The organism is Anaeromyxobacter oryzae (assembly GCF_023169945.1).
GTDB classification, from domain to species: Bacteria; Myxococcota; Myxococcia; order Myxococcales; family Anaeromyxobacteraceae; genus Anaeromyxobacter; species Anaeromyxobacter oryzae.
The window spans coordinates 1,738,727-1,764,974 of the sequence record NZ_AP025591.1; the positions used below are offsets into that span (position 1 = coordinate 1,738,727).

20 protein-coding genes are annotated in these 26,248 nt (G+C 73.4%); 5 read left to right on the forward strand and 15 right to left on the reverse strand.

Going from position 1 to position 26,248, the window contains the following annotated elements; translation table 11 throughout:
- Nucleotides 1-3 precede the first annotated feature (3 nt).
- Genes pssA through AMOR_RS07650 form a run of 3 tightly spaced genes read left to right on the forward strand, consistent with a single transcriptional unit; the run spans nucleotide 4 to nucleotide 2,696 of the window.
- A complete protein-coding gene (gene pssA / locus AMOR_RS07640) occupies nucleotides 4-861 on the forward strand; it encodes a CDP-diacylglycerol--serine O-phosphatidyltransferase (protein ID WP_248360217.1) in 858 nt (285 codons plus the stop codon).
- Between the two features lie 3 nt (nucleotides 862-864).
- A complete protein-coding gene (locus tag AMOR_RS07645; protein WP_248360218.1) occupies nucleotides 865-1,473 on the forward strand; it encodes a phosphatidylglycerophosphatase A family protein in 609 nt (202 codons plus the stop codon).
- Nucleotides 1,470-2,696, forward strand: coding sequence for a competence/damage-inducible protein A (locus AMOR_RS07650; RefSeq protein ID WP_248360219.1), 1,227 nt, complete (start codon nucleotides 1,470-1,472; stop codon nucleotides 2,694-2,696). Before AMOR_RS07645 ends, AMOR_RS07650 begins: the two co-directional genes overlap by 4 nt.
- Nucleotides 2,697-2,699: 3 nt before the next feature.
- On the opposite strand, the gene AMOR_RS07655 is transcribed toward AMOR_RS07650, so the two are convergent.
- A complete protein-coding gene (locus AMOR_RS07655; RefSeq protein ID WP_248360220.1) occupies nucleotides 2,700-3,152 on the reverse strand; it encodes a hypothetical protein in 453 nt (150 codons plus the stop codon).
- A gap of 78 nt (nucleotides 3,153-3,230) precedes the next feature.
- Between AMOR_RS07655 and AMOR_RS07660 the strand changes: the two genes are divergently transcribed.
- Together AMOR_RS07660 and AMOR_RS07665 are read left to right on the forward strand one after the other, a co-directional pair.
- Nucleotides 3,231-3,710, forward strand: a complete 480-nt coding sequence (locus tag AMOR_RS07660; protein ID WP_248360221.1) for a DUF1285 domain-containing protein — start codon at nucleotides 3,231-3,233, stop codon at nucleotides 3,708-3,710.
- Between the two features lie 70 nt (nucleotides 3,711-3,780).
- Nucleotides 3,781-6,921 carry a TolB-like translocation protein gene (locus tag AMOR_RS07665; RefSeq protein ID WP_248360222.1) on the forward strand — a complete coding sequence of 1,047 codons (3,141 nt, stop codon included), beginning with the start codon at nucleotides 3,781-3,783 and terminating at the stop codon, nucleotides 6,919-6,921.
- Between the two features lie 41 nt (nucleotides 6,922-6,962).
- Here the strand turns inward: AMOR_RS07665 and AMOR_RS07670 are convergent, their stop codons facing one another.
- The 14 genes from AMOR_RS07670 to AMOR_RS07735 form a co-directional block, all read right to left on the reverse strand.
- Nucleotides 6,963-7,172, reverse strand: a complete 210-nt coding sequence (locus tag AMOR_RS07670; protein WP_404800950.1) for a hypothetical protein — start codon at nucleotides 7,170-7,172, stop codon at nucleotides 6,963-6,965.
- Between the two features lie 234 nt (nucleotides 7,173-7,406).
- Complete coding sequence (locus tag AMOR_RS07675) at nucleotides 7,407-8,921, reverse strand: EF-hand domain-containing protein (RefSeq protein WP_248360223.1); 1,515 nt, start codon at nucleotides 8,919-8,921, stop codon at nucleotides 7,407-7,409.
- A gap of 278 nt (nucleotides 8,922-9,199) precedes the next feature.
- Nucleotides 9,200-10,216 carry a recombinase RecA gene (gene recA / locus AMOR_RS07680; RefSeq protein WP_318653856.1) on the reverse strand — a complete coding sequence of 339 codons (1,017 nt, stop codon included), beginning with the start codon at nucleotides 10,214-10,216 and terminating at the stop codon, nucleotides 9,200-9,202.
- Nucleotides 10,217-10,278: 62 nt separating this feature from the next.
- Entirely contained in the window at nucleotides 10,279-11,790 is a 1,512-nt protein-coding gene (locus AMOR_RS07685) for a YifB family Mg chelatase-like AAA ATPase (protein ID WP_248360224.1), read from the reverse strand.
- A 159-nt stretch (nucleotides 11,791-11,949) separates the two neighbouring features.
- Nucleotides 11,950-12,633 (reverse strand): uracil-DNA glycosylase, encoded by a 684-nt coding sequence (locus tag AMOR_RS07690; protein ID WP_248360225.1) that lies wholly within the window; start codon nucleotides 12,631-12,633, stop codon nucleotides 11,950-11,952.
- A 230-nt stretch (nucleotides 12,634-12,863) separates the two neighbouring features.
- Complete coding sequence (locus AMOR_RS07695; RefSeq protein ID WP_248360226.1) at nucleotides 12,864-13,457, reverse strand: polysaccharide biosynthesis/export family protein; 594 nt, start codon at nucleotides 13,455-13,457, stop codon at nucleotides 12,864-12,866.
- A 77-nt stretch (nucleotides 13,458-13,534) separates the two neighbouring features.
- A complete protein-coding gene (locus AMOR_RS07700; RefSeq protein ID WP_248360227.1) occupies nucleotides 13,535-14,776 on the reverse strand; it encodes an outer membrane beta-barrel protein in 1,242 nt (413 codons plus the stop codon).
- Nucleotides 14,777-14,885: 109 nt separating this feature from the next.
- Nucleotides 14,886-15,449, reverse strand: a complete 564-nt coding sequence (locus AMOR_RS07705; protein ID WP_248360228.1) for a hypothetical protein — start codon at nucleotides 15,447-15,449, stop codon at nucleotides 14,886-14,888.
- 84 nt (nucleotides 15,450-15,533) lie between these two features.
- On the reverse strand, nucleotides 15,534-20,201 hold the full coding sequence (locus tag AMOR_RS07710) for a PQQ-binding-like beta-propeller repeat protein (protein WP_248360229.1): 4,668 nt from the start codon (nucleotides 20,199-20,201) through the stop codon (nucleotides 15,534-15,536).
- 103 nt (nucleotides 20,202-20,304) lie between these two features.
- Nucleotides 20,305-21,324 (reverse strand): hypothetical protein, encoded by a 1,020-nt coding sequence (locus AMOR_RS07715; protein WP_248360230.1) that lies wholly within the window; start codon nucleotides 21,322-21,324, stop codon nucleotides 20,305-20,307.
- 13 nt (nucleotides 21,325-21,337) lie between these two features.
- The gene (locus tag AMOR_RS29680) at nucleotides 21,338-22,678 is read right to left on the reverse strand and encodes an AgmX/PglI C-terminal domain-containing protein (RefSeq protein ID WP_248360231.1); all 1,341 of its coding nucleotides are present in this window, start codon (nucleotides 22,676-22,678) and stop codon (nucleotides 21,338-21,340) included.
- Nucleotides 22,679-22,703: 25 nt separating this feature from the next.
- On the reverse strand, nucleotides 22,704-22,973 hold the full coding sequence (locus AMOR_RS07725; protein ID WP_248360232.1) for a hypothetical protein: 270 nt from the start codon (nucleotides 22,971-22,973) through the stop codon (nucleotides 22,704-22,706).
- Nucleotides 22,970-24,652 (reverse strand): tetratricopeptide repeat protein, encoded by a 1,683-nt coding sequence (locus AMOR_RS07730; RefSeq protein ID WP_248360233.1) that lies wholly within the window; start codon nucleotides 24,650-24,652, stop codon nucleotides 22,970-22,972. Before AMOR_RS07730 ends, AMOR_RS07725 begins: the two co-directional genes overlap by 4 nt.
- Nucleotides 24,653-24,682: 30 nt before the next feature.
- The gene (locus AMOR_RS07735) at nucleotides 24,683-26,239 is read right to left on the reverse strand and encodes a tetratricopeptide repeat protein (RefSeq protein WP_248360234.1); all 1,557 of its coding nucleotides are present in this window, start codon (nucleotides 26,237-26,239) and stop codon (nucleotides 24,683-24,685) included.
- Nucleotides 26,240-26,248 lie beyond the last annotated feature (9 nt).

The following is a 26,248-nucleotide window of genomic DNA, read 5'->3' on the forward strand; positions in this document are numbered from 1 at the left end:
TCCATGCAGATCAACCTGCGCAAGGCGATGTTCGTGCTGCCGAACCTGTTCACGGTCAGCTCGATCTTCCTCGGCTTCTACGCGCTCACCCTCTGCGCCGGCGACGCGACCCCCGCCCAGCTCTACCAGGCGGCGCTCGCGATCTTCTTCGCGATGTTCTTCGACGCGTTCGACGGGCGGGTCGCCCGGATGACGAAGACGCAGTCCGACTTCGGCGTCCAGCTCGACAGCCTCGCGGACGTCATCTCGTTCGGCGCCGCGCCCGCGCTCCTCGTCTACAAGTGGGCGCTCGCGCCGCTCGGCTTCGTGGGCCTCTTCTTCTCCTTCTCCTTCGCGGCGTGCGGGGCGCTCCGGCTCGCCCGCTTCAACGTCCTCGCCCAGCGTGGAGACAAGGGCTCGTCCCGCTTCTTCGTCGGCCTCCCGATCCCGCTCGCGGCGGGCGCGATCACCGCCCTCGTCATCGCCCATTACAAGGAGTTCGGGGCGGCGACCGACGCGGCCACCCGCGCGCCGGTGCTCGTGGTCGTCATCCTCCTCTCCTTCCTGATGGTCTCGACCGTCCGCTACCGGACGTTCAAGGACCTTCACCTCTCCGCGCGGAGCCTCATGGTGTTCGTCCTCCTCTGCGCCGTGGGCGTGGCGGTGGGCGTCGCGACCCGCGCCTCGTTCGTCCTCGTGGTCTACATGGGGGCGTACATCGCGATGGGCATCGCGGAGTCGCTGTTCGAGAAGGCCCGCCCGGCCCTCGACCGGGGCCGCCTCCCGCCGGCGCTGCGCGCCGAGCTCGAGGCCGACGAGGCCCTGGAGCCGGATCCCGAGGACGTGGACGGGGACAAGGCGGAGCAGGACGAGTACATCTAGGGCGTGAGCTCGTCGCCCGGTCCCGCGCCCGCACCGTCCGCCCCGACCCCCGCCCCGCTCCTCCAGCGAATCCGCGCCCGCGGACAGCGGAGCGGTCCCCGCCCGCAAGGACCGCCCGGCCCATGGGTGCTGCTCGCCGCGTGGGGTCCGTGCGGCTACGCGCCGGTCGCGCCGGGCACGTTCGGCACCCTCGGCGCGATCCCGCTCTACTGGGCGCTCGACCGGTGGCTCGACGCGCCGCAGGCGCTCGTCTTCACCGTCCTGCTCTGCGCCGTGGGCGTCGCCGCCGCACAGCGCGCCGGGCGGTACTGGGGGATCGCGGACGCCTCGCCCATCGTGATCGACGAGGTCGTGGGGTACCTCGTCACGATGGCGTTCGTGCCGTTCTCCTGGCCCGCCGCCCTCGTCGGCTTCCTGCTGTTCCGGCTCTTCGACGTCCTGAAGCCCTGGCCTGCGTCGGCGTTCGACCGGGTGAAGAACGGCTTCGGCGTGATGATGGACGACGTGGCCGCCGGGGTCTTCGCGTGGTGCGCGCTCCAGCTCGTCGCCGTCGCGCTGCGGCTCCTCGCGGGCTGCCCGGGTCACTGGTGGTGCACGGGGGTGGCGCCGTGATCGTCGAGATCCTCTCCACCGGGGACGAGCTGCTCACCGGGCAGGTGGTGGACACGAACTCCACCTGGCTCATGGACCGGCTCTGGGACCTCGGCGTGATGGTGCGCCGGAAGACGCTCGTCGCCGACGACCGCGCCGACCTGGTCGCCGCGATCCGCGAGACGGCGGCCCGCGCCGAGCTCGTCGTGATGAGCGGCGGCATGGGGCCGACCGAGGACGACCTCACGGCGGAGTGCGTCGCGGCGGTGCTGGGCGTCCCGCTCGAGCTGCACGAGTCCTCGCTCCGCGTCATCGAGGAGCGCTTCCGGAAGTTCGGTCGGACGATGACGCCCAACAACCGGAAGCAGGCGATGTTTCCTCGCGGCGCGGAGGTGATCCCGAACCGCTTCGGCACGGCGCCCGGGTTCGCCGTGAAGGTCGCGCGCGGCGAGGTCGTGTGCCTGCCGGGCGTCCCGCTGGAGTTCAAGGGGCTCGCGGACGAGTGGGTCCTCCCCCGGCTCGCGGCCCGGCTCGGCGACGTCCCGGCGGCCCGCGTGCTGAAGCTCTTCGGCGTCCCCGAGTCGCACGCGGACGACGCGATGCGGCCGGTGATGGACGACCCCGCGAACGCCGGCGTCCGCTGGGGCTACCGCGCGCACTGGCCCGAGGTCCACGTGAAGTGGACCGTCCCGGGCCCGGACGCGGCGGCGCGCGCCGACCGGATCCGCGACGCGGTGCGGGCGATCTTCGGCGAGGCGGTCTGGGGCGAGGCGAAGGAGGAGCTCCCCGAGCTCGTCGTCGCCCGGCTCGCCGCGCGCGGCGAGCGCGTCGCGCTCGCGGAGAGCTGCACCGGCGGCCTCCTCGCCGAGCTCGTGACGCGCGTGCCGGGCGCGTCCAACGTGATCGACCTCGGCGTGGTGGCCTACGCGAACGCCATGAAGGAGCGGCTCCTCGGCGTCCCCGCTGGCGTCCTCGCCGTGGAGGGCGCCGTCTCCGAGCCGGTGGCGCGCGCCCTCGCGGAGGGGGCGCGGCGCGTCGGCGGCGCGGCGTGGGGCGTCGGGATCACGGGCATCGCGGGCCCGACCGGCGGCACGCCGGAGAAGCCGGTGGGGACCGTGCACGTCGCCCTCGCGAGCGCCGCCGGGACCGTGCACGTAGAGAGGCAGTACCGCGGCGACCGGGAGCGGATCCGCCGGCAGGCGGCCTACGAGGCGCTGAACCTCCTGCGCCTCGCGCTGCGGTAGCGGTCAAGCCGCGACGTCCGGCCGCCGCTCGCAGAAGAGCTCGACGAAGCGCGGCCAGGTCACCATCGCGGCGCCGCTCGCCATGAGCTCCTCGTGGAGCCGCGCCGCGGCCGCGAGCAGCTCCGGCACCGGGCGCGGCGCGTAACGCGCCGCGTGCCCGCCCTCGTCGAGGACGCGTCGCACGAGGGTCTGCACGTTCACGCCGCGCCCCTCGAGCCGGCCCTCGCGATCGAGGAGCCACCCGACGAGCTGCCCGATCCGCTCGCGGACGACGGTGCGAACGGTGGCGCCGCCGGCGGCGAGCGCCTCGTTCACGGCGTCGGGCGAGGCGTCGCGCACGACGAGCCAGGTGAGGACGCGCTCCGCCTCGAAGCCGCCGCGGGCCAGGGCCGCGCGGGCCCGGGGCTCCGCCTCGGGCGTGCAGCGGATCCGGACGGCGGGTTCGGTCGTGGTCACGCGTCGGGTCTACCGCCCGTCTCGCCGCTGCGCAACGGGGGCGCGGCGGCGCGCGCGCCGGCGGCCTAGTATCCCGGCGTGGCGGATCCGGACGACGACGCGCTCGAGCTCCTTCGCACCCGGAGCGGGCTCTCGATCGACGCGGAGGGCCGGTTCCTCCACCGAGGCGAGCCCATCACCCACCGCCGCACGCTCGAGGTGCTCCACCGCTCGCTCCGGCTGCGCGAGGACGGGCGGTACGAGGTGGCGATCGGCCGCGAGCGCGGGTACGTCGAGGTCGTCGACGCACCGTACACGGTCCGGGGCGTTGAGCTCGACCCGCCCGGCGGCGCGCCGACGCTGCGCCTGTCGGACGGGAGCGCCGAGCCGCTCGACCCTGCGACGCTCGTGCTCGGCGCTGACGGCGCGCTGCGGTGCCGGGTGAAGGGCGGGTACCGGGCGCGCTTCACCCGCGCGGGACAGGTGACCCTCGGGCTCGCCCTCGAGGAGGACCCGCCCGGGTCTGGGCACTTCATACTATGCGTGAACGGGGACAGATTCCACATCCCACGGGAATGACGTGCGGCCCCTCTGCCCAACGGGTATCCTTCGCTCGCTTACCCCGATTCGCCTAGGCAAGCTCCCTCTCATGCCAAGACACCTGCTCGCGCTCTGGGTCCTCCTCGTCCCGTTCGCGAGCGAGGCGCAGAGCTTCCAGCTCAGGCCGCCGTCGATCGGCGACGCGCTCTCCACGATGGACCGGCTCGACCGCCGCGAGGTCGAGCGGAAGCGGCCCGGCGACCTCGACCAGGTGTTCATCCTGCCGGAGCGGCCGGGACAGAACCAGGTCGCGTGGTTCGACTTCCGGTGGGAGTACGAGGACGTCCCGCCACCGGGCGGCGGCCCCGGCGGCATCCGGCTGTACTTCTACCGGAGCGAGACGGCCCAGGCGCGGAAGGCGCTCCCGGCGATCCAGAGCGCGTACGCGCGGCTCGTCGAGGCCTTCCACTACAACCCGACGAAGCGGATCCCGTACATCCTCTACGCCACGCAGCGCGAGTTCCAGACGCAGAACGTCTTCCAGGTGACCGAGTCGGTCCTCGGCGTGACCTCGCCGCAGGACCTCAAGATGACGGTCCCGTACTTCGGCGATCACTCGAAGTTCATCGAGGTCTCGACCCACGAGATGGTGCACCAGTTCACCATCCAGAAGCTCCTCGACCAGGCCGGCGCCGAGGACATGGTCTCCCCGATCAACTTCCTCCCGCTGTGGTTCATCGAGGGCATCGCCGAGTACTACTCGAAGGGCGGGATCGACGTGGAGACCGATCTCTACCTCCGCGACCTGGTGTGGAACCCCGATCCGCGGCGCGGGTACGAGGTGCTCTCGTTCGCGGAGGATCGGCTCCGCGGCTACATCCCGACCTACAAGCTCGGCCAGGCGCGCATCGCGTTCATCGCGGAGGAGTACGGCCGCGAGAAGATCCAGGCGTTCCTCGAGAACGCGTACCTGCTCGGCGACGGCGGCGGCCCCGGCGGCGGCTCGATCCGCGGGTTCGGCGCGCTGGTCCGGCGCGTGCTGAACGAGCCGATGGAGCAGGTGGACGCGCGCTGGAAGGCGTGGCTGAAGCGGCGCTATTACCCGGAGTACATGCGGGCGAAGCAGGACCTCCCGCAGCTCCGGGAGATCCGCCAGCTGCCCACCGAGCCGGAGGACTACAGCGCCACCAGCGACGGCACCCTGATGCTGGTCCGCGGGATCGACCGCGAGCGCGGCCGCGCCCGGCTGTACCTGCTCGACACCCGGAATCCACGCTCCGCCGTCGAGATCGCCTCGGACAGCGTCCCCGGGATCGAGTCGCTCCATCCCATCGAGTACGGCGTCACGGCCATCTCGAACGGCGTCCTCGCGTTCTCCGCCCAGGCGGGCATCGGCGACACCCTGTACGTGCAGCGGTTCCGGCACATCTTCCAGGAGGGGCGCACGCCGCGGTTCCAGCTCGGGAAGCGGCACGCGCTGAAGATCCACCCGCCCGGCGGCGGCGTCTTCGTCCAGATCGGCGATCCGACGTTCTCCGCGGACGCGAGCCACATCGCGTTCGTCGGCGTCTCCGGCGACGGGCAGCAGGACATCTACGTGGTGCCGGTGACCGGCGGCGAGGCCCGCCGCCTCACGAACGACGGCTACGCCGAGCGCGATCTCGCCTGGGGTCCCGACGGGATCTACTGCACCTCCGACGCGACCGACCACGGGCGGATGAACCTCTTCCGCATCGACGCGGCGAGCGGCGCGCGCACGCGGCTCACGACCGCGCCGGCGACGGATCGCCACCCGCGCCCGCAGGCCGACGGCTCGGTCCTGTTCTCGTCCGACGCGAACGGGAAGCCGGACCTGTACCTCCTCAAGGACGGCACCGTCCAGCAGCTCACGGACTTCACGACCGGCCTCACGAGCCCTTCACCCGCGCCGAAGGCGCGCGGGATCTTCGCGGCGACCTTCTACGGTGGCTACTTCAAGCTCGTGGAGGTCCCGAAGGTCGCGTGGCTCGACGGCGCCACCACCCCCGTCGCGCCGCCGTCGGGCGACGTGCTCCCCATCCCGCAGGCCGACTTCTCCGAGCACATCTCGGAGTACGACGCCCTCTCGATCCGGAACTGGCGGCCCGAGGCCGGCTTCGTGTACGGCGGCGGCGCGGGCAGCTCCGTCGCCGGACGCGCCGCGGTCCTCTTCTCCGACATGCTGCGGGACCACGTCCTGTTCGTGGACCTGTCGGTCTACGGATCGTTCAACTACACGCAGGCGCTCGTGCTGTTCGAGAACCGCGCCAGGCGCAGGGGATGGGTCCTCGGCGCGTTCCACTTCGTGCAGCAGCAGCTCGATCCCCTCGATCCGAACCTCGCCTACTACCAGCGTGACTTCGGCGTGATCGGCGCGCTGCGGTACCCGCTCGATCGCTTCCGCCGCCTCGAGTTCGAGCTGACGCTCGGCGGCGTCCAGCGGTACTGCCTGACCGACTTCACGGGCCAGGTGTTCTTCGTCTGCCAGGGCATCTCGAGCCCGAGCCCCGCGTACGGCGACACGCCCGGGGTGGCGAACCTGAACTGGCAGCGGCAGAACGGCGGCGTGAACTTCACGATGAACCCGGCGATCCGGTACGGGTACGACAGCATCCGCTACGATCAGTACACGGGTCCGCTCGCGGGAAGCTCCCTGCTCCTGGAGCTCGGGGGTGGTTACCTCCCGGGCCGAAACGCGGTCCACGGCTTCGCCCGCGTCGACGCACAGCACTACTGGCAGATCATCGGCCGCTCCAACTTCGAGCTCCGGTTCGCCGGCGGCACCACGTTCTCGCCGAACGAGCAGAGCCGGGTGTGGGAGCGGAGCTGGTGGATCACGTCCGCGGACAACCTCCGTGGCTACAGCCCGGGCGACCTCGCGTTCCTCATCGGCCAGCACTATTACATCGTGAACGCCGAGCTGCAGTTCCCGCTCGACACGCTCATCCGACTCCTCATCTTCGACTACATCGAGGGCGTCGCGGCCTTCGACTTCGGCGGCGTGTTCAACAAGTTCGGGACCGAGCGGGACGTGAACCGCGTCATCGTCCAGCCCGGCGCCTGGGAGTCCCGGACCCTCACCGGCGTGCTCGGGTTCAACGTGCTGTTCGGCCCCCTCCTGCTGCGCGTCCACTTCGGCCATCCGTTCGACATCGGCGGCCTCAAGACGCCCGCGCTCCTGAACCACGACCGGTGGGTCACGAACATCACGCTCCGCTACTTCTTCTTCTAGAGGGGGCTGGCGCCCCCTCCTGCTCACGCGCGCCAGTCCCTTCAGGCCACCGCCGCGACCGCGGGCACCGTCGGCGGCTCCCGCAGCCGGGCCACGAGCCGCTCGAACGCCTCCGGGTTCGCCCGGAGCCACTCGATGGCCCGCTCGCGCCCCTGCCCGATCCGCTCCCCCTCGAGCGCGAAGTGGGCGCCGGACTTCTCGACGAGCCCCCGCTCCACGCCGAGGTCGATCGCCTCGGCGTGCCGGTCCACGCCGACGCCGTAGCGGATGTCGAACCTAAAATGCCTAGCGACCGCCCACGTAGACGAGGAAGTCCGCGCCCAAACTCCCAGAGGACGAGCCGCTCGTCGCTCACCGGCGCCGCCTCGCGCGCACCCGCCTCCGCCCCGCGTCTCCGCGCTGACGGGCTCGACGATGCGTGGTGGCCACCGCATCCCTCGGCGCGGTGGCCACCATGACGCCCACCCGCATCGTCTCCCTGGCCCTCAGCGGTCATCGCTGTCGCGGCCCTCGGAGGCGTTGACCGCCGGCGACACGTCCACCTTGCTGCCGGACAGCACCCAGGCCCGCTGGCTGGGGGCGAAGCGCGGAGCGATGTAGCCGTCGTTGATCTCCCGCGTGACCGCGAAGCGGTCATAGCTCCGCGGCGACAGGTACAGGCACGAGTTGTCGCTGACGGGGCACTCGTCGCTGGGCGTGGCCGGGAAGCAGTTCGGGTTGCAGGTGTCGATGTCGCCCTCTGCCGCCGAGATGATGCCGTCGTGGTTGGTGTCCGCGACGTCGAGGGCCGCCTTGTAGCTCTCCTCCAGCCGCTGCTGGAGGTCCGTGATACCGGAGCGGAAGGAGCTCAAGCGCTCGAAGGCGTTCAGGAGCACCTCGCGCGCCAGGCCGCTCGGGATGAAGCGCTGGCGGAACTCGCGCTGCGAGTCGACGTCGGCGTCGAAGAGGTCGGGATCGCGGGGCCGGCTCGGGTCGTCGCCGAACTTGACGGTGCGCTGCTTGTCCTGGTTCAGCCCGATCCGGTTCCCCGGGACGATCGACGCCTCGCGACCGATCTGGCCCTCCTGGAAGGTCTCGGCGGGATCGGTCGCCTTGTGATCGGGGAAGCCGCCGGTGAAGGGAAGCTCGTAGAGCGGGTGGATCCAGTTCGTCGTGTAGTTGAACTCCCAGTACTGGTGCGCATCGGACTGCTGGAGGGCGTTGTAGGCACCCATGCTCAGCTGGATCGGCACCACGTTCGTGACCTTGTCCGGGAAGTGATCACTCGCGCTCGGGAAGTGTGGCGCGTTGCCGTCGACGGTGAAGGTGTGGCCAGGCACGTTGTTGCCGCTGCCCATCTTCGCGAGCCGGGCGGCGTCTCCCGAGGTGATCGTCCCGAACTTCGCATGGCCGTCCGGGCCGGGCGGAGCGACCTGCGCCACCCGGAGGTCGTGAATCATCCAACCCTCGTACCAGCCGCTCTCGTTGTTGATGACGAACACGCCGGAGAGGTCGGTGATGATGTCGATGAAAGCCCGCGGATCGTCGGGGTTGTTCGGGAGCCCCGGCTTGGGCTCGAGGACGAGGCGCACCGCGGCGACGGTGGGCAATCCGCAGTTGGCGCCGGTCGCCGTGAACATCGCCGTGTCGTTGACGCCCGGGAGCCGCGCCGTGAAGACGTTGGGCTCGAAGTTCTTGGTGTCCAGGAGGTAGTACTGGAAGAGCTGGCTCGGGGTGTCCGACTCGCCGTAGAACTGGATCGGCAAGGTGCTATGCGGTCGGCAAGCGAGGCGCGCCAGCTGATTCTTGAGCGGTGCCGGAAGCGACGCGACGTCGCCGCGGCTCATGACGGCCATCCCGTCGGCGTTGAAGTTCGGGTTGCCGTGGCAGCTCGCCGGGTGCTGTGGCGGGTTCCCTGGCATCTCCGCTGCCTCGGTGGCGCACTCCGGCGGCAGCGACTCGGCGGCGGCGGCCGCTCGACCGCCGTCGGGGCTGGCCAGCGCTGCGATGCTGGCGATCACGACCCACCCCATTACCCGCACGGTGGCATCGCCAGCGCTGCTGATCCACTTCCTCCCGTTTCCAGGCGTTCTTCTCATGGTGACCTCCCTCGACTGCGATCTGGTCGCCGGGCCTCGCCCGTCTTCCGGTTCTGGGGAGCGCAGACACCGGGGGGCACAGGAGTGGGCCAGGAATCGTCAGTGAGGCCCTTCGAAAGCTCGCGCCGGCTCCACCGGAACCGATCGTTGCCCCGCGAAGGCAGCGGTCTCCCCGCCGCCTGGTCCCGCCGACCGCACTCCTACGCGACCGCCGCCACTGCCGGCGCCGCCGCCGGCTCCCGCAGCCGGGCCACGAGCCGCTCGAACGCCTCGGGGTTCGCCCGGAGCCACTCGATGGTCCGCTCGCGCCCCTGGCCGATCCGGTCTCCGTCCAGCGCGAAGTAGGCGCCGGACTTCTCGACGAGCCCCCGCTCCACGCCGAGGTCGATCGCCTCGGCGTGCCGGTCCACGCCCACGCCGTAGCGGATGTCGAACTCCGCCTCGCGGAACGGCGGCGCCACCTTGTTCTTCACCACCTTCACCCGCGTCCGGCTGCCGATCACCGAGTCGCCGTCCTTCACCTGGCCGATCCGGCGGATGTCGAGCCGCACCGAGGCGTAGAACTTGAGCGCGTGGCCGCCGGTCGTCGTCTCCGGGTTGCCGAAGACGACGCCGATCTTCATCCGGATCTGGTTGATGAACACGACGAGCGAGCCGTTCCGGGAGACGACGGCGGTGAGCTTCCGGAGCGCCTGGCTCATGAGCCTCGCCTGGACGCCCATGTGCGCGTCGCCCATCTCCCCCTCGATCTCCGCCTTCGGGACGAGCGCGGCGACGGAGTCGACCACGACGAGGTCGCAGGCGCCCGACCGGACGAGCTGCTCGGCGATCTCGAGCGCCTGCTCTCCGGTGTCCGGCTGGGAGACGAGGAGCTCCGAGAGGTTCACCCCGAGCTTGCGCGCGTAGGTCACGTCGAGCGCGTGCTCCGCGTCGATGAACGCCGCCACCCCTCCCGCCTTCTGGACCTCGGCGATGGCGTGGAGCGCGAGCGTGGTCTTGCCCGACGACTCCGGCCCGTAGATCTCGACGACGCGGCCCCGGGGCAGGCCCCCCACGCCGAGCGCCACGTCGAGCCCGATGGAGCCGCTCGGCACGACCGCGACCGGCGCCGGCTCCGCGCCGTCTCCGAGGCGCATGATGCTGCCCTTCCCGAACTGCTTCTCGATCCCGGCCAGGGCCTGGCCGAGCGCCTTCATCTTCTCGCTGAGCTTCGTCACGTCTCGCCTCGGTTTCTCCGCGCCGCGCGCGGGGGTGAAAGGCCGCCCGGAGCGGGCGGCGGTCAGGTGGGCCGATCGAGGACCCGGTACTGGATCGCCTCCGCCACGTGCTCGGCCGAGACCCGTTCCGCGCCGGCGAGATCCGCGATCGTGCGCGCGACCCGCAGCACCTTGTCGTGCGCGCGCGCGGAGAGCCCGAGCCGCGCCACCGCGTCCGCGAGCAGGCGCCGGCCGGCGTCGTCGGGCGCGCAGAACCGGCGCAGCGCCGCGCCGCGGAGCCGGGCGTTGCAGCGGGCCCCCCGCGTCCCGACGCGCTCGAGCTGGAGCCTCCGCGCCCGTGCGACGCGGTCGCGGACCTCGGCGCTCGGCTCGCCGCCGCCGGCCCCGCCGAGCTGCCCCGGCGCGACCGGCGGCACGTCGACGTGCAGGTCGATGCGATCGAGGAGCGGCCCCGAGATCCGGCGCCGGTACTTGAGGAGCTCGTGGGCCGTGCAGCGGCAGGCGCGGGTGCGATCCCCGTGGTGTCCGCATGGGCACGGGTTCATCGCCGCGACGAGCATGAGCTGGGATGGGTAGGTGACGCTCCGCCCGGCACGCGCGATCGTCACCTCCCCGTCCTCGAGCGGCTGGCGGAGCGCCTCGAGCACGTGGCGGCGGAACTCGGGAAGCTCGTCGAGGAAGAGGACGCCGTGGTGCGCGAGGGAGATCTCGCCGGGGCGCGGCGAGCTGGTGCCGCCGACGAGCCCGGCGTCGGAGATGGAGTGGTGCGGCGCCCGGAACGGCCGCTCGACGAGCAGGCCGCGGTGCCGCGTCAGCCCGGCGACGCTGTGGACCACGGTGGCCTCGAGCGCCTCCTCGAACGTGAGCGTCGGGAGGATCCCCGCGAGCCTCCGCGCGAGCATGGTCTTCCCGCTCCCCGGCGGACCGAAGAACAGCAGGTTGTGGCCGCCCGCGGCCGCGACCTCGAGCGCGCGCTTCGCGGCTTCCTGCCCGGCGACGTCGGCGAGATCGAGCGGGGACGCGGGCGGCTCCGGCGCCGCCGGGGCGCGGGGCGGCAGCGGCGCGTGCCCGCGCGCCCAGGCGACGAGCTCCCCGAGGTGCCGGACCGGGAGCACGTCCAGGCGCTCGACGACGGCCGCCTCGAGGGCGTTCGGCTCCGGGACGACGAGGCCCCGCGCCCCCGCGCGGCGGGCCTCGATCGCGAGCGGGAGCACGCCGCGCACGGGCTTCACCTCGCCCGAGAGCCCGAGTTCCCCCACGAGCTGGATGCCCTCCAGCGCCTCCGGCGGCAGCTCCTCCGTCGCCGCGAGCAGCCCGGCCGCGATCGGGAGATCGAACCCGGTGCCCTCCTTCCGGAGATCGCCCGGCGCGAGGTTCACCGTGAAGCGCTTCGACGGCAGCTTCACGCCGAGGTTCCGCACCGCCGCGGCGACCCGGACCTTCGCCTCCTGCACCGCCCCGCCGGCGAGCCCCACGAGGTGGAAGCCCGGGAAGCCCAGCGAGGCCTCCACCTCGACGTCGACGGGGACGGCGCTCACGCCGAGGACGGCGCCGGAGCGGACGCGGACGAGCATGCACGGCCGTTCAGCAGGGCGCGTGCCAGGGATCCACGTGCAGGATCCCGCGAGAAGGCGCTCCTCGGATCGCGGGCGGCGGCCGCCCGCCGACCGGAGCGGCCGCGCGCCGGCCACCGGTTGCGCCGCCGCCGGGGGAGGAGGGACGCGAGGACGGACTCACCCCGCGAGCGCCGCAGCGCGGACGAGCACGGCGTCGAGCATCGCCGGGGTGAGGCGCCCGGTCTGCGTGTTCTGCCGGGACGGGTGGTAGCTCCCCAGGAGCGCCGGCGCGCCCGGGAGCCGGAGCTCCGCCCCGTGGCCGAACCGCGGCCGCGGCCGAGGCGCCGCGATCCCGCCGCGGGCGAGGTGGGCGAGCGCGGCGTCCCAGGCGATCGCGCCGAGCGCCAGGATCACGCGGATCCGGGGAAGCAGCGCGAGCTCCCGATCGAGGAACGGCGCGCACCGGGCGAGCTCCGCGGGTGCGGGACGGTTCGCGGGCGGCACGCACCGGCCCGCCGCCGTGATCCACGCGCCGGTGAGCGTGAGCCCGTCGTCCCGGGCGCGCGACGCCGGAGCGCTCGCGAGGCCGGCCCGGTGGAGCGCCGCGTAGAGGAAGTCCCCCGACGCGTCGCCGGTGAACATCCGCCCGGTGCGGTTCGCGCCGTGCGCGCCGGGCGCGAGCCCCACGAGCACGATGCGCGCGGCGGGATCCCCGAACCCCGGCACCGGCCGTCCCCAGTACTCGTCGTCGCGGTAGGCGCGGCGCTTCACGCGCGCGATCTCCTCGCGCCAGGCGACGAGCCGCGGGCAGGCGCGGCAGCGGACGATCTCGGCGGCGAGCGCCTCGAGCGCGGAGGGCACGGCCGGAGCTTAGCGGCGGCGAGAGCTCGCTGCGCACGGCGGAGGAGGAAACCGCCGGATCGCAGGGAGGGGCGACCCCGCCGCAGGCGGGGGGAGGGGCGCAGCCCCTCCGCGTGGGGACCGCCGGACCGCTCGCGCGCCCGCGAAGGCGGGCGCGAGCGGTCACGGGCCCCACGCAGCAGGGGTGGGGCCCCGACGGCTTTGCCGGCGGGGCGGGGGCGCAGCCCCCGCTAGAAGAGACTCTCGGGGACGTACACGATGTCCCCGGGCTCGAGCGTGAAGTTCGGCGCCTTCCCGAGCGCGATGTCCTGCACGTTCACCTTGACCTTCGACTCGGTCCCGTTCACCCGCCGGGTGACCGACGTCGAGTTCTGGGCGGCCGTCTTCGTGAACCCGCCCGCGATGGTGACGGCCTGCACGATCGACATGCCGTCCTGGTAGGGGAACGTCCCGGGCTTCTGGACCTCGCCGAAGACGAAGACCTTCTTCGAGTTGTACTCCTTCACGAGGACCGAGACCTGCGGATCCCGGAGGAAGCCGTTCGCGAGGCAGGCGCGCAGCTTCTCGGCCGCGCCGTTCGCGGTGAGCCCGTCGACGACCACCTGCTTGCACAGGGGGAACATGACGTCGCCCTGCGGCCCGACCTGGTAGACGCCGGACAGCTCCGGCTCCTGGAAGACCCGCACCTCCAGGACGTCGCCCGCGCCGAGCGTGGACGCGACCGCGGGCGCGGCGGCCACGGGCGCCGGCAGCGAGGTGGAGCGCGCGTGCCCGCACGCGGTCGCGGCGAGCACGGAGGCGACGAGGAGGAGGCGTGGGAGCATGGGGACGGGCAGCAGCGGCAACTTCGTACCGGACGCCGGTCGGCCCGTCAACGGAGCGCCCGGCGTCCGCCCGCCCGCTAGTAGGAGACGACGCCGCGGAGCCAGAACTCGTTCTTCGAGTAGTTGTACCCGGGCAGGCCCAGCGTGCCCGCTGGCACGTTCGAGGCGCGGTCGGTGTAGGCGTACCCGAGCACGGCCCGGAACGCGCGCGTGACCTCCGCCTCGAAGGCGGGCTCGATGCGGAACAGGGTCGCGTGTGCGGCGACGCTCTCGTACTCGCGGCGCTCGAGGCTCGCCCCGAGCCGGGCCGTGAACCGGCCGCCCAGCAGGACGTGGCCGTCGACGTAGACGCGGTTCGACTGGAACAGCGACAGGATCCACCCCGGATCCGTCCCGTAGTCGTGGCTGAATCCGACGCGCGCGGCGGAGGTCTCGGTCGCGAGCCACTCGAACTCGGCGTTCGCGAGCCAGGTGCGGAGCGCCTCGTTGCCGAAGGTCTGGCCGTAGCCGGCCTTCACCGTGCCGGCGATCCGCTGCGTCACGAGGCCGGTGAGGCCGGCCTCCGTCCGGAAGCCGGACAGGTCCGGCGAGTACACGTTGTCGTTCGCGAGGCGCGAGAAGTAGCTGCCGTCGAGCACGACCGCCGTGCGGGGGAGGAACTTCCACTTGAGCTCGCCCGTCCCGCGGAGCTCGTTCCACCCGAACTTCGACACGAGGCCCGGCTCGCAGATCAGCTCGCCGGTCCCGCACAGGGTGGGCGTGGCGTACGGCTCGTACGTCTCGAGCTCCCACTCGCCGCCGAGCGTGAGGAGCAGGGCGCCGCCGCCGGGCTTCCACGGCATCGCGACCCGGAGCGCGTTGTTGTTCGCGATCACCGCCGTGCCGAACGACATGACGGACGTGTTGCTGCGGCGGAAGAAGTCGTCGTTGAGCTCGAGCCCGAGCTGGCCGCGCCGGTTCACCCCGATGCCGAGCGAGGCATCGCCGTAGAGCCGGGAGAGGTCGGAGGTGTGACCCTCGACGCCGAGGTACTGCGCCCAGTCGAGCGCCGCGTGGAGATCGACCGCCGTGAGCTCGCCGGGAACGGTGAGCGTGAGCCCGGGGCGGATGTGCAGGATGACGTCCGAGACGCTCTGGCCGGGCGTCCAGTAGATGACGTTCGAGTCGCTCCGCGACTCGACCTCGAGCGACGGATGGAGCCGGCCATCGCTGCCGCCGAGTCGAATCCCGCTTCCCGCGTCCGCGACCGCGGACGACGCCGTTCCCGCCGCGACCACGGCGACGAACGCTCCGAGCAGTGCCTTCGCCCGCTTCGACATGTCCCTCACGCTCCCCTCGCCTCGCGAGGAATTGCTGCGATCCCGGCGAACGTCACACCGGGCCCGATGGAGCCCCTGAGCCCCATTCCCGCCCGCGGTTCGCGCGTGGCTAGTAGTAGCGGCTCGCGTTCGGCGGCCGCCGGACCACCGGCGGCGTCACCCACGGCGACCTCGGAGCGAACCGGCTCGTCACGTCGCGCTGGGGCAAGCCGTCCGGCTGCTGGACCTCGACCGTGGTCCGCTCGTCGACGACGTACGCGAGCTGCCCGATGCACTGCTGGGCGTCGCCGCGGAGGGCCTCGATCTTGGTCCCCGCGATCCCGATCTTCGAGAACTCGGTGTCTGCGCCCTGGTCCTTGTTCGCGATCGACTCGTGCAGCGAGATGTCCGCCTGCTCCGCGACCTTGAGGAGCGCCTTGATCTGCGTGAGCTTCTCGTTCACGCAGTTCAGCTTCACGACGTCCTTCTCGTTGCGGGCCTCCTCGACCCGGCCGAGCACCTGGCGCAGGGAGGCCTTCATCCGGTCGAGGTGCTCACCGGACTTCTCGAGCTTCTCCGAGTCGGTCAGACCGGTGCCCCTCACCGAAGCGAGTGGCACGGCGGAGGTCTGGGCAGAGGCGCGCCCCGCGAGGAGCGCACCGGCGACGAGCAGACCAGCGATCTTGAGGCTCAAAGGGATCTCCCGGCAAGCGTACCCATCGAAAAAGTCTCGGAAGACTACAAGGTTGGAAGCGAGAGGTCAACGGAGGGCTCGCCCCTATGGCCGTCCCACGATCGAGAGGCCGTCTTCCGGGCCGGGTGATACCAGGACGTCCTCGCTCCCCCCAGGAGGGCCATCCTCCTCCCCGTCGGTCGGGATCACCTGACAACGCCAGCGATCTCCGGCCTTCACGAGCCGGGCGGGAACGTCGACGGAGGTCTCCGCGAACGGCTGCGCGGCGCCGTTCCGGAACCAGGTGTACCGATAACGCACCGCGTCGCCATCGGGGTCCTCACTCCTTCCGGTGATCTCGCACCGGAGGCTCTGCCCTCCGTGAGGCGCGTCAGGCTCGAGGCGGACGCGCGCCGGGCCAGGCGGCGTGTTCGACACCACCTTCTCCGCGCTCCCGGCCGGACCGGCGAGGGCGCCGTCGCTCGGGGTCGCCGCGCAGCGCCACCGCTCCCCCTTCGCGATCCGCGACGCCTCCACGCGCGCCGGGTCCGCGCCCGCCGGCATCGGTCGCTCGTTGCGCCACCACGCGTAAGCGTACGCGACGGCGTCGCCGTCCGGGTCCGCCGAGGGGACCGCGATCCGGCAGACGAGGTCGTCGTCGCGATGCGCCCGGTCCGGCTCGACCACGATCTGCGGCGCGCCCGGGGGGCTGTTCTTCACGGTGAGCTCGGCGCTGACGCGCGGGCTCTCGGCGAACCCGTCGCTCGCCCACGCTTCGCAGCGCCACCGCTCCCCGCGCCGGATCACCCCGGCCGGCAGGTACGCGTTCTCCTCGGCGAGCGGATCCAGCCGATCGTTCCGGTACCAGCGATACGAGACCGTGACCGGCTCCTGATCGGCGTCGCGGTGCGGGACCTGCGTGTCGCACGTGAGCGCCTGGCCGACGGCGGCGGCCTCGGGGCGGAGGAGGACGGAGGGCGTGGGCGGAGGCGTGTTCTTCACCGTCACCGCCGCGAGGATCGGCTCGCCCTCCTCCTCGCCGTCGAACGGCCGGACCTCGACGCGCCAGACCTCGCCGTGCCGGAGGACGCCCGCGGGGATCGCGGCCCCCTCCTGGCCGGCGGGGACGCCGTTCCGGGTCCACGTGTAGCGGTACTGGATCGGATCGCCGTCCCGGTCGGTCGAGGGCTTGCGGATCGCGACCTGCACGCCGCTCCGGGCGGTCGGCTCGGCCGGCTCGAGCGCGATGGCCGGGGGGACCGGCGGCGTGTTCGCCACCTCGCACTCGCCGACCGCCGGCGGGCCGGCGAGCTCGCCGTCCCACGGCGTCACCACCACGCGCACGAGGTCGTGCTTGCGGAGCGCCGGCGCGGTGAGCCGCGCCTGGCCTTGCATGGCGGGGACCGGCTTCCCGTTCACCGTCCAGTCGTGGCGGTACGTGATCGGGTCGGCGTCGCCGTCCGTCGAGGCGGTGACGATCCGCGCCTGCGGGACCGTGCCCACGGGCACGGGACCGTCGCAGAGCGTGATCGAGGTGGGGCCCGGCGCGGTGTCGGAGACCACGACCTCGAGGCGCGTCGGGGGCGCCTCCGCCTCGCCGTCGGTGGCGACCACCTCGACCACCCAGCGCTCGCCCTTCTTCGCGACGTTGCGAGGCACCCGCGCCTGATCGGGCGGCGCCTGCCACGGCTCGCCGTTCCTCGTCCAGGCGTACCGGTACGTCACGACGTCGCCGTCCGCGTCGGGAGGCTGCGTCAGCGAGACGCCGATGCCGTCCACCCGTCGCGGGCGCTCCGGCGTGAACGCGAGCGTCGGCGCGGCGGGCGGGCTGTTCGCGATGGTGACCGCGGCGCGCGCCGACGGGCCGTAGCGCTCGCCGTCATAGGCCTGGACCTCGACCTCCCAGCGCTGCCCCTTGCGGAGCTCGCTCCTCGGGACCTCCGCCGCGGCCGTCCAGAACGGCGGCGTGCGCGACGCCTCGGTCCCGTCCGGCTGCGCGACGGGCGCGCCGTCCCGGAGCCACCGGTAGCGGTACCGGAGCGTGTCCCCGTCGGCATCCTGCGCCTTCTGCCTGAGGAGCACCTGGAGCGGCGCGGTCACCGTCGGCCGCTCGCTGGCGAACGCGACCACGGGCGCGGTGGGCGGGGCGTCGTCGGCGACGACCTCGTACGCGACGGGCTCGCCGGCCTCCTCGCCGTCGCGCGGCGTCACCACGACCCGGATGCGCTCGTGCTTCCTGTAGTCGATGGGCGCGAGCGTCTCCGCGCCCGTCCCGGTCGGGCGGCCCTCGCGCGTCCAGGCGATCGCGAGCCGGACGTCGTCGCCGTCGGCGTCGCGGGCCGGCTCGAGGACGACGAGCTTCAGCGTCTCGCCGCCCTTCGGCCGGCGGGGCTCGACGGCGATGCGCGGCGGCGAGGGCGGCGTGTTCGCGACCGTGACGCTGGCCGTGCCCGCCGGCCCGTCCACCTCGCCGTCGTTCGGAACCACCGTCACCTCGAAGCGATCACCGCGGGCGACCTCCGTCCCCGGGACCTCGCGGCCGTCGCCCCCGACCGCGAGCGGCTGGCCGTTCTTTCGCCAGGTGAACCGGTAACCGATCGCGTCGCCGTCGGCGTCCGCCGCAGGGACGGCGAACGTCGCCCGGAGCGCCTCGCCCTTGCGGGGGCGCGCCGGCACGACGAGCACCTTCGGCGCGGACGGAGGCGAGTTCTGGACCTCCAGCTCGACGGAGGCGGGCGGGCCCTCGAGCTGCCCGTCGAAGGCGCGCGCCTCGAGGGTCACCCGCTGGTGCTTCCGGGCGAGGCCGGCGGGGAGCTGCGCCGCGAGGAGCGGGAGGTTCCGGACCTGCCCGTCCACCTTCCACCGATAGTGATACGCGACGGCGTCCCCGTCGACGTCCGTCGCGGGGTGGTCGACGCGCGCGTGGACCAGGTCCGTGCGCCGGGGCAGCGCCGGATCGAGCGTCACCGCCACCGGACCGGGCGCGGTGTCCCCGACGCGCGCCGGCGCGAGCGCGGGCGGACCCTCGAGCTGGCCGTCGGACGCGATCACGCGCGCCGTGAGGAGGGTGCCCTTCTTCATCCGGTCGCCCGGGAACGTCTCGCCGGTCGCGCCGGTGTCGAGGCCGTCCTGGAGCCACTCGACCCGGTACGTGATCGCGTCGCCGTCGGCGTCGGAGGCGGGCCTCGTCACGATCGCCCGGACCGGTCCGGCGCGGGTCGGCGTCTCGGGCTGCAGCGCGACCTGCGCCGCGCCGGGCGGGCTGTCCGTGACCGTGACCTCCGGGCCCTCCCCCTTCCACTCGCCCCTGGGAGACGAGACGACGAACCGCCACCGGTCGCCGTGCCGCGTCGCGCCGGCCGGGACCTCGCGCTTCCCGTCGAGCTCCCGGACCGGCGTCCCGTTGCGGAGCCACTCGATCCGCGGCGGCGGCGCCGGCTCGCCCGGCGCGGCGTCGAGCCAGACGCCGCGCCAGCGCCCGACCAGCGCGTCCGTGATCCGGGGCCGCGCCGGCTCGAGCCGGAGATCCTTGTACGTCGGTGGGTTCGGGCCGTAGCGGCCGCTCCGGGCGGGGTCGCGGCCGGGGCCGGGCCACGGCACGGCGGCGACCCCGGTGCCGAGGTGCGCCGCACGCACCGCATGCAGGTCGCCGGAGGCGACGCCGACGAACGCCGACAGGGAGCCGTCGCCCGCGAGGTCGAGCAGGAGCGGCGTCGCGGTCACCTCGTCGCCGGTCGTCCCCGGGAAGCCGTTGAGCGCCCTGCCGGTCCGGGAGAACGCGTGGACCGCGCCGTCGGCGGAGGCCACCACCACGTCGAGGCTGCCGTCGCGATCGAGGTCGCCGACGGCCGGGCCGCCGAAGATCCGGCTCCCCGCGCGGACGGGGAAGCCGGGGAGCGGCTTCCCGGTCCGGTCCACCGCGTGGACCATGCCGTCGGCGGACGCGAAGATCACGTCGAGGCGGCCGTCGCCGTCGAGATCCGCGATGGCGGGGGCCTCGTAGAGGCGGTACGCGGCGGGGACCGGGAAGCCGGGGAGCGGCTCGCCCTTGGCGCTCACCGCGTACACGGAGAAGTCCTGGCTCGCGACGACGAGATCCATCTGGCCGTCGTCGTCGAGATCCACGAACACCGGCGCCCCGGTCACCGTGAAGTGCGTCGCGAGCGGGAAGCCCGACCGCGCGCGCCCGGTCGAGGCGTCGAGGACGACGACGCGCCCGTCCTCGCAGCCGAACGCGACGCTGCGCCCGCCGGCGAACACCGCCGACGACACGGCGCTCGTGACGGTGCGCCCCACCGACACCGGCCAGCCCTTCGCCTCGGCGCCGCTCCGCTTGAACGCGTGGACGCGCCCCTTGTCGTCGCCGACGAGGAGCTCGGGCCGCCCGTCGCCGTCGACGTCGCCGAACGAGACCGCCGCCTTCACGCGCGCGCCGAGCTGGACCGGAAACCCCGGCACGACCCCGCCGCTCCAGAGGAACACCTTCCCGGACGCGGTCGCGACCCCGATCTCGACGCGGCCGTCGCCGTCCATGTCCGCCGCCGCCGCCGCGCCGCTCGCGACCTCGTCCGGCCCGAGCTGGATGGGCAGTCCGGCCGGCGTGCTGCCGTCCGCGCGGAAGCCGGTGAGGAGATCGCCGGCGGCGACGACGACCGCGGGGGCGCCGCCCAGCACCACGCCGACGCCGGGGTGGGCGATCTTGCCGCCCGTCTCCCGCGGGAAGTTGGACAGCGCGCCCGCCCCGAGCGCGATCGCGAGGAGGAGCTCGTTCATGGGTGTTCCCTCGGGACGGCGCGCGAGGGCATCCGCCTCGCGCAGCGGAGTGGAGCGCGCCGGCGCGCCCGGCGACGATCGGCGGAGCGCCTCGAGGCGACGGTCATGGCTTCGCGGGCGCGGGCGGCGAGGCCGGCCCGTCGCCCGCCTTCGCCTGCCGCGCGCCGGGGCTGTGGTTCTCGAGCGGCTCGCCGCCGCCGCCGCCGGCGGCCGGGACGGGCGGCGCCTCGCGCGCCGGCTCGAGCGCGGCGACGCCGCGGCGGCCGACGGCGTAGATCCCGAGCGCCTTCACCTGCACGGCGCCGTCGGGATCGTCGGCGAGGGCGACCGCGTAGGCCGTGCGCTTGTCGTCGCGGTGCCGGAAGTAGAGGAAGGACTCCCCTGCGAGGCACCCGAGCTCCGCGGAGGCGCGGTCGAGGAGCGAGCGCCGGCCCGCCTCCGCCTCGGCGACGGCGCGGCCGGCGGCCTCCGCCTCGCCCCGGAGCTGCCTGGCGCGCCGCCGCCGCTCCTCGGCCTCCTCGAACAGCCGCTCCGCGCTGCGCCGCACCTTCCGCGCGTGCGCAGCCTGCTCGGCGACGACGAGCGCGCGCTCGAAGCTCCGGCCCCAGATCGCCTCGATCTCGTCCCACAGCCTCGTGCGCTTGCCGTCCTCGACGCCGTACGCGTCGCGGAGCGCGGCGTGCTGCCGCTCGGCGGCCCTGAGCGCCGCCTCCGCGTGCGTCCGCGACCGCTCCGCGTCTCGCGACGCGGCCGCGGCGGCCTCGCGGCGCTCGTCGAGCGCCCGCTCCGTGCCGCCGAGGCGGACCCAGAGGTCGGAGGTCCGGAGCCGCTGCTCCTCGTACCGGCCGACGAGCTCGAGGGCGGCGTTCTCGAGCGCCTGGGCGGCGACGCCGGTCTTCGCGGCGTCGTCCTCGGCGCCCCCGGCGGCGGAGAACGTGTCGATGGCCGCGCGCTGAGCGAGCTCCGAGCGCAGGTCCATGAGCTCGGACTGCGCCACGAGCTCGTCGTGACGGAGGCGCGCGTCGACCAGCGCCGACACCGCGCGGGCGTGATCGGTCCACCACGCGGCGAACGCGGCGCTCTGCAGGAGCTCCCGGAGCTCGCCCAGGGACAGCGCCTTCAAGCGGACGCGCCTCCTAGTTCACCGGGGAGAAGACGAACGGGTACTCCACCGTGACCGGGCCGGACGGCTTGAACTGCGTCCGCCACGTCCGCATCGTCCCGACGATGCAGGAAGCCACGTCCGGCGAGGCGAGGGTGTTCACCGCCGCGGTGATGTCGGAGAGGCCGCCCGTCTCGAGGATGGTGAAGCGGATGGCGACCTTGCCCTTGAGGCCCGGGTTCCGCTTGAGCGCGTTCTCGTAGCACGCCTTGATGAGGCCCATGCGCGCGCGGACGAAGCTCGCGAGCTTCTGCTGGTCGATCTCGGCGGAGTCCACCTCGGCCTCGTCCGCCTGCACCGAGCCCGAGACCCTCACGTCCGCCTTCGTCCCGTAGCCGACCGAGCCGCCGCCGGTGGTGGCGAGATCGCCGATCGACGCCTTCCCGCCCTGCCCGCCGCCCTTCCGGCCACCGCCGGCGCCGGGGTCCGTCGCGAGCGCGACGCCGCCCGCGCCGGAGAGCGCCGTCGCGACGTCGCCCATGCCGCCGCCGGCCCCGAAGACGTCCGCGACGGCACCGCCGCCGGACGAGGGTCCGAGCGCGCCGAGCACCTTGAGGATGCCCTTCGACTGGACGGCCTTCGCCACCGCGGCCGCGCGCGCGGCCTTCTTCGCGGCGACCTGCTCGGGCGGCTCGACCGGCTTCTTCTCGGCCGCGTCCTTCTTCGCCTCGGGCTTCGCCTCGGTGACGACCTCGGCCTTCTTCTCCTCGACCTTCTTGGGCGCGGGCTGCTTCTCGGGGATGAGCACCTTCGCGAAGCGCTCGGGGATCTCCTCGAGCGTGACCTCCTTCGGGAGGTCGGTGTTCGCGAGCGCGACGTACACGCCGGAGTGGAGCAGGAAGGAGCCGACGAGCACGGACACGAAGAGCCGGTCCATGCTCTTGAAGTGGTTGCCCTTCGCCTCCTTCGGGAGGACGGGCCTCGGCGACTCCGGCGGTGGCGCCACGAACTGCCAGAGCAGCGTGACCTCTCCGAGCACGATCTTCCCGCGCTCGTCCTCGCGCAGCGGCACGGCGTAGCCGCCGCCCTGCGCCTTGGCGTGGCCCTGGGACACGAGCGCCGCGAAGTCGGTCGCGGTGCCCTGCGCACCCTGGATGCGGCCGTCCATCCCCTCCCGGAAGTGCAGGGTGTGCCGCTCGCCCTGGCAGGAGAAGACCTGGAACGACGGGGGCAGCTCGGAGTGGGCGACGACGATCGTGTTCCGCGGGGACGTGCCGATCGTCACGGGCTGCCGCGCCGGGAGCACGCGCTCCTCGACGATCTTGCCGCCCTGGATCACCCCGACGCGGAGGACCTTTCCCTGCTGAGCCGCCATCTTCGCTTCCCGCTCCTCGCCCCGGCTAGAACGGACCCTTCTCCACCGCGCTCTTCACCTTCGGCAGGAAAGGCTCGGAGCGCTCGAGGTCTCCGTAGTTCAGGTTGGCCCGGGGCATGAGGAACATCGCCTGGGGCTTCTGGATCCGGCCTTCCACCTTCAGCTCCTCGAGGTGGATCACCTTGCGCGGCGCCGCCTTCCGCTTCGCCGCGTCCGTCGACTGGGCCCAGGCGGGGGCCGCACCGATCGTTAGCACGGCGAGGAACAGCGCTACAAGCGCACGCCTGCCTGTCATCTATCGCCCCTTTCCTCACCCGGCGTGCCGCCGGGACTGGCCGATGGCGCCGGTAGCGCCGGTCCGCCGGCCGGTGTCTCCGCGCGCGCGGCCTGCGCGTCGCCGGCAGGAGCCGGCGTCACCGCCGGTACGGCCGCCGCTGCGGGCGCGGGCGCAGCCGCGGGCACGGCGGTAGGCGCGGGCGCGGGCGCGGTCTCGGGTGCAGCCGCGGGCGCGGGCGCGGTCTCGGGTGCAGCCTCGAGCGCGGCCGGCGCGGGCGCGGGCGCCTTCGCCGCCTCCTCGGAGCGCCGCGCCTGCTCCTCCTCGGCGGCGTTCCGCGGCGCCGTCGTCCGCCAGGTCGACCGGCGTCCGCCGTGCTGGCCGGCGGCAGGCTCGTTCGCGACCCGGCTCTCCTCGGCCTCGCGCCTCGCCTGCGCCTCGGCCTCCTTGCGCGACTCCTCCGCCTTCTTCCGCGCCTCGGCCTCCTTCCGGAGCCGGTCCTTCTCCTCGCGCGCAAGCCGCTTCTTCTCGCGGTCGATGGCGCGCCCGGCGTCCTTGCGGTACTCGGCGATCTTCGCGTCCTTCCCGCCCTTCGCCTCGTACGCGTCGAAGTACGCGATCGCCTGCTCGAGGCGCGCGGCCGCGGCGAGGCCGGGCTTGTCGCCGTCGAGGTAGAGCACCGCGAGATCGAACGACACCTCGACGGCGCCCGGATCGAGGTCCCCGGCCTTCCGGTACGCCTCCTCGGCCTTCGCGAACTCCTTCTGGCCGCGGTAGGCGTTGCCGAGGTCGAGCCAGATCGCCGCCGAGCGCGGCGCGTACCTCGCCGCGAGCTCGAGCTCGGACACGGCCGCCGCGTAGTCCTCCGCGTCGGCGAGCATCGCCCCGTAGTTGGCGTGCGCCTCCGGGTAGTCGGGGCGGAGCGCCGCCGCGGTCCGGAAGTCCTCGAGCGCCTGCGGGCGGTTCCCGAGCGCGAGCTCGACGAACCCGAGCCGGTTCCAGATCGAGGGATCGCGGCCGTCGACCTGCCGCGCGTTCTCGAGGACCATCTTCGCGAGCTCGTGCCGCTTTTTGCGGTGGTACACGGTCGCGAGGCTCACCATCGCCGCGACGTTCCGCTCGTCCGCCTTGAGCGCGCGCCGCGACTCCTCCTCCGCGAGCTCGAGCCGCCCCGCGCCGAGGTGGAGCTCGGCGAGGCCGATCCTCGGGCCGACCGCGTCGGGCGTGCGCTCGAGCCGGGCGCGGAGATCCTTCTCGGCCTCCTCGCCCCGCCCGCGCCGGAGCTCGAGCCGGGCGAGGTTCTGGGCGGCGGGGCCGAACGCCGGGCTCGCGTCGAGCGCGCGATCGTAGGCGGCCCGTGCCCCGTCGTCGTCCCCGAGGCGCTCGCGGAGCACGCCGGCGTCGAACGACGCCCAGACGAGCTCCGGGGCCGTCGCCGCCGCGCGATCGAACGCGACGACGGCGGCGGCGAGATCTCCGCTCGCCTGGAGCCGGACGCCCTCCGCGAACGCGTCGCGCCCGCGAGTGGCGGGGGGCGCCTCGGGAGCGACCGCCGCCGCCGCCGGCCCGGCGGCCGACGGCGAGGCGGGAGTGGAATCGGGCGCGCCCGCGCGCTCCGCCGTCGCCGGCCGCTGCGGGCCGGCGCACGCGGAGAGCAGGAGGGCCAGCGCCGGCGGGACGGCGCCCGCCGGGAGGGCCACGCGGAACGTTCGGGCGCGCCTCGGCATCTGCTAGAGCCCCTTCAGCCGCTTCTTCGCGTCCTCGACCTGGCTCTTCGCGACGGTGTCGGTGACGCCCTGCACGCTCGACGCGGCCTGGAACGCCTCCTTCGCCTTCGCCTTCTTCCGCTCCCCGGCGAAGAGGACGCCGGCGCGGTAGAGCGCCCGCGCGGAGAAGTTCGGGTCCGACTTCGCGCAGGCCTGGTCGGTGCCGAATCTGAGGTAGCCCTCCGCGGCGTCGCCGGTCTTCTTCGCCTGGTCCAGCTCCGCGGCCACGTTCTGGAGCGCCACGCAGCGGTTCGGGTGGTCCGGCCACTTCTGGAGGAAGTCGCCGTAGAGCTTCGCGGCGTCGGTGTGATCGCCCTTCTTCGACGCGCCCGTCGCGAGGAGGAGCACGTTGTTCGGCGTCACCTTCGAGTCCGGGTACTCCTTCAGGATGCGCTGGCGGATCGCGGTCGCCTTCGCGGGCTCGTTCGCCTTGTCCCACGCGAGCGCGGCGTTGTGGAGCGCCGTGGCGGCGTCCCCGCCGGCGGTGGGGTTCGCCGCGAGCTGCTCGAACGCCTGCGCCGCCTCGGCGGGCTTCCCCTCCTCGAGGAGCTTCTGCGCCTGCCCGAAGCCCGCCGACGCCTCCGCGCGCGCGAGCGCCTCCTTCACCTTCGCGAACGACTCCTGCTGCTTCGGGTCCTTCGCCTTCTGGGCCTCGGCCTCGACCGTCGCGCGCGTCTTCTGGAGCGCCGCCTGGTAGCCGGCCTGATCGCCGAGGGCGAGGAACGTCTGCAGGTAGATCGGCACCGCGTCCTCGAGGATGTCACCCTCGCTCGGCCACCGGTCGATGATCGTCGCGAAGCGGCGCCGCGCGTCCTCCATGTTGTCGAACGCGTACTCCACCTCGGCGGCGATGAGCGCCAGGCGCGACGGCGGGAGCAGGCGCCGCTCGTTCGCGGGCTTCTGCAGCTCCGGATCGGCCGCCATGTTCTCGATGTAGCGATCGGTCGCGCCGACGAAGCGGCCCCAGGCGCCCGGCGGCGGCTTCGGGGCGAGCGGGCCCTTCCGCTGGTCCTGGTAGGCGATCCGGATGGGCTCGAGCGAGCCGGCCTTCACGTCCTGGTTCGCCGCGTTGAGCCACGCCTGCGCGGCGAGGTGGCTCCCCATCGCCTTGGTCTTCGCGTTCGCGTACTGATCCGCCGCGGCGCGGTCCGCCGCCTCGGCGGACTTCTGGAACTGCTGCGCGAAGAGGTACAGCTCCGCCGCGTGGTAGGCGATCGGGATCTGGTACTCCGACGCGCCGAACCGGTCCTTGAAGTCGGCGTAGCGCTTCGCCGCCTCGAGGAGCTCGGCCCGGGCCTGGTCCGCGTTCCCGGAGGTCATCGCCTGCTCGCCGCGGGCCTCGTAGGTGCGCGCCTCCTTGTAGTAGGCGCGCTCGGCGTCCTCGGTGAACGCGCTCTCGGCCGGGAGCTTCTCGTCGGCCTGCTTGAACCGCTCGTTCACGGACTTCACGCCGCCGCCGCCCGTCGCGCACGCCGCGGCGAGGAGGACGGTTGCTGCGATCCGGATGTTCGGTCTCGTCATTGTGCTCCC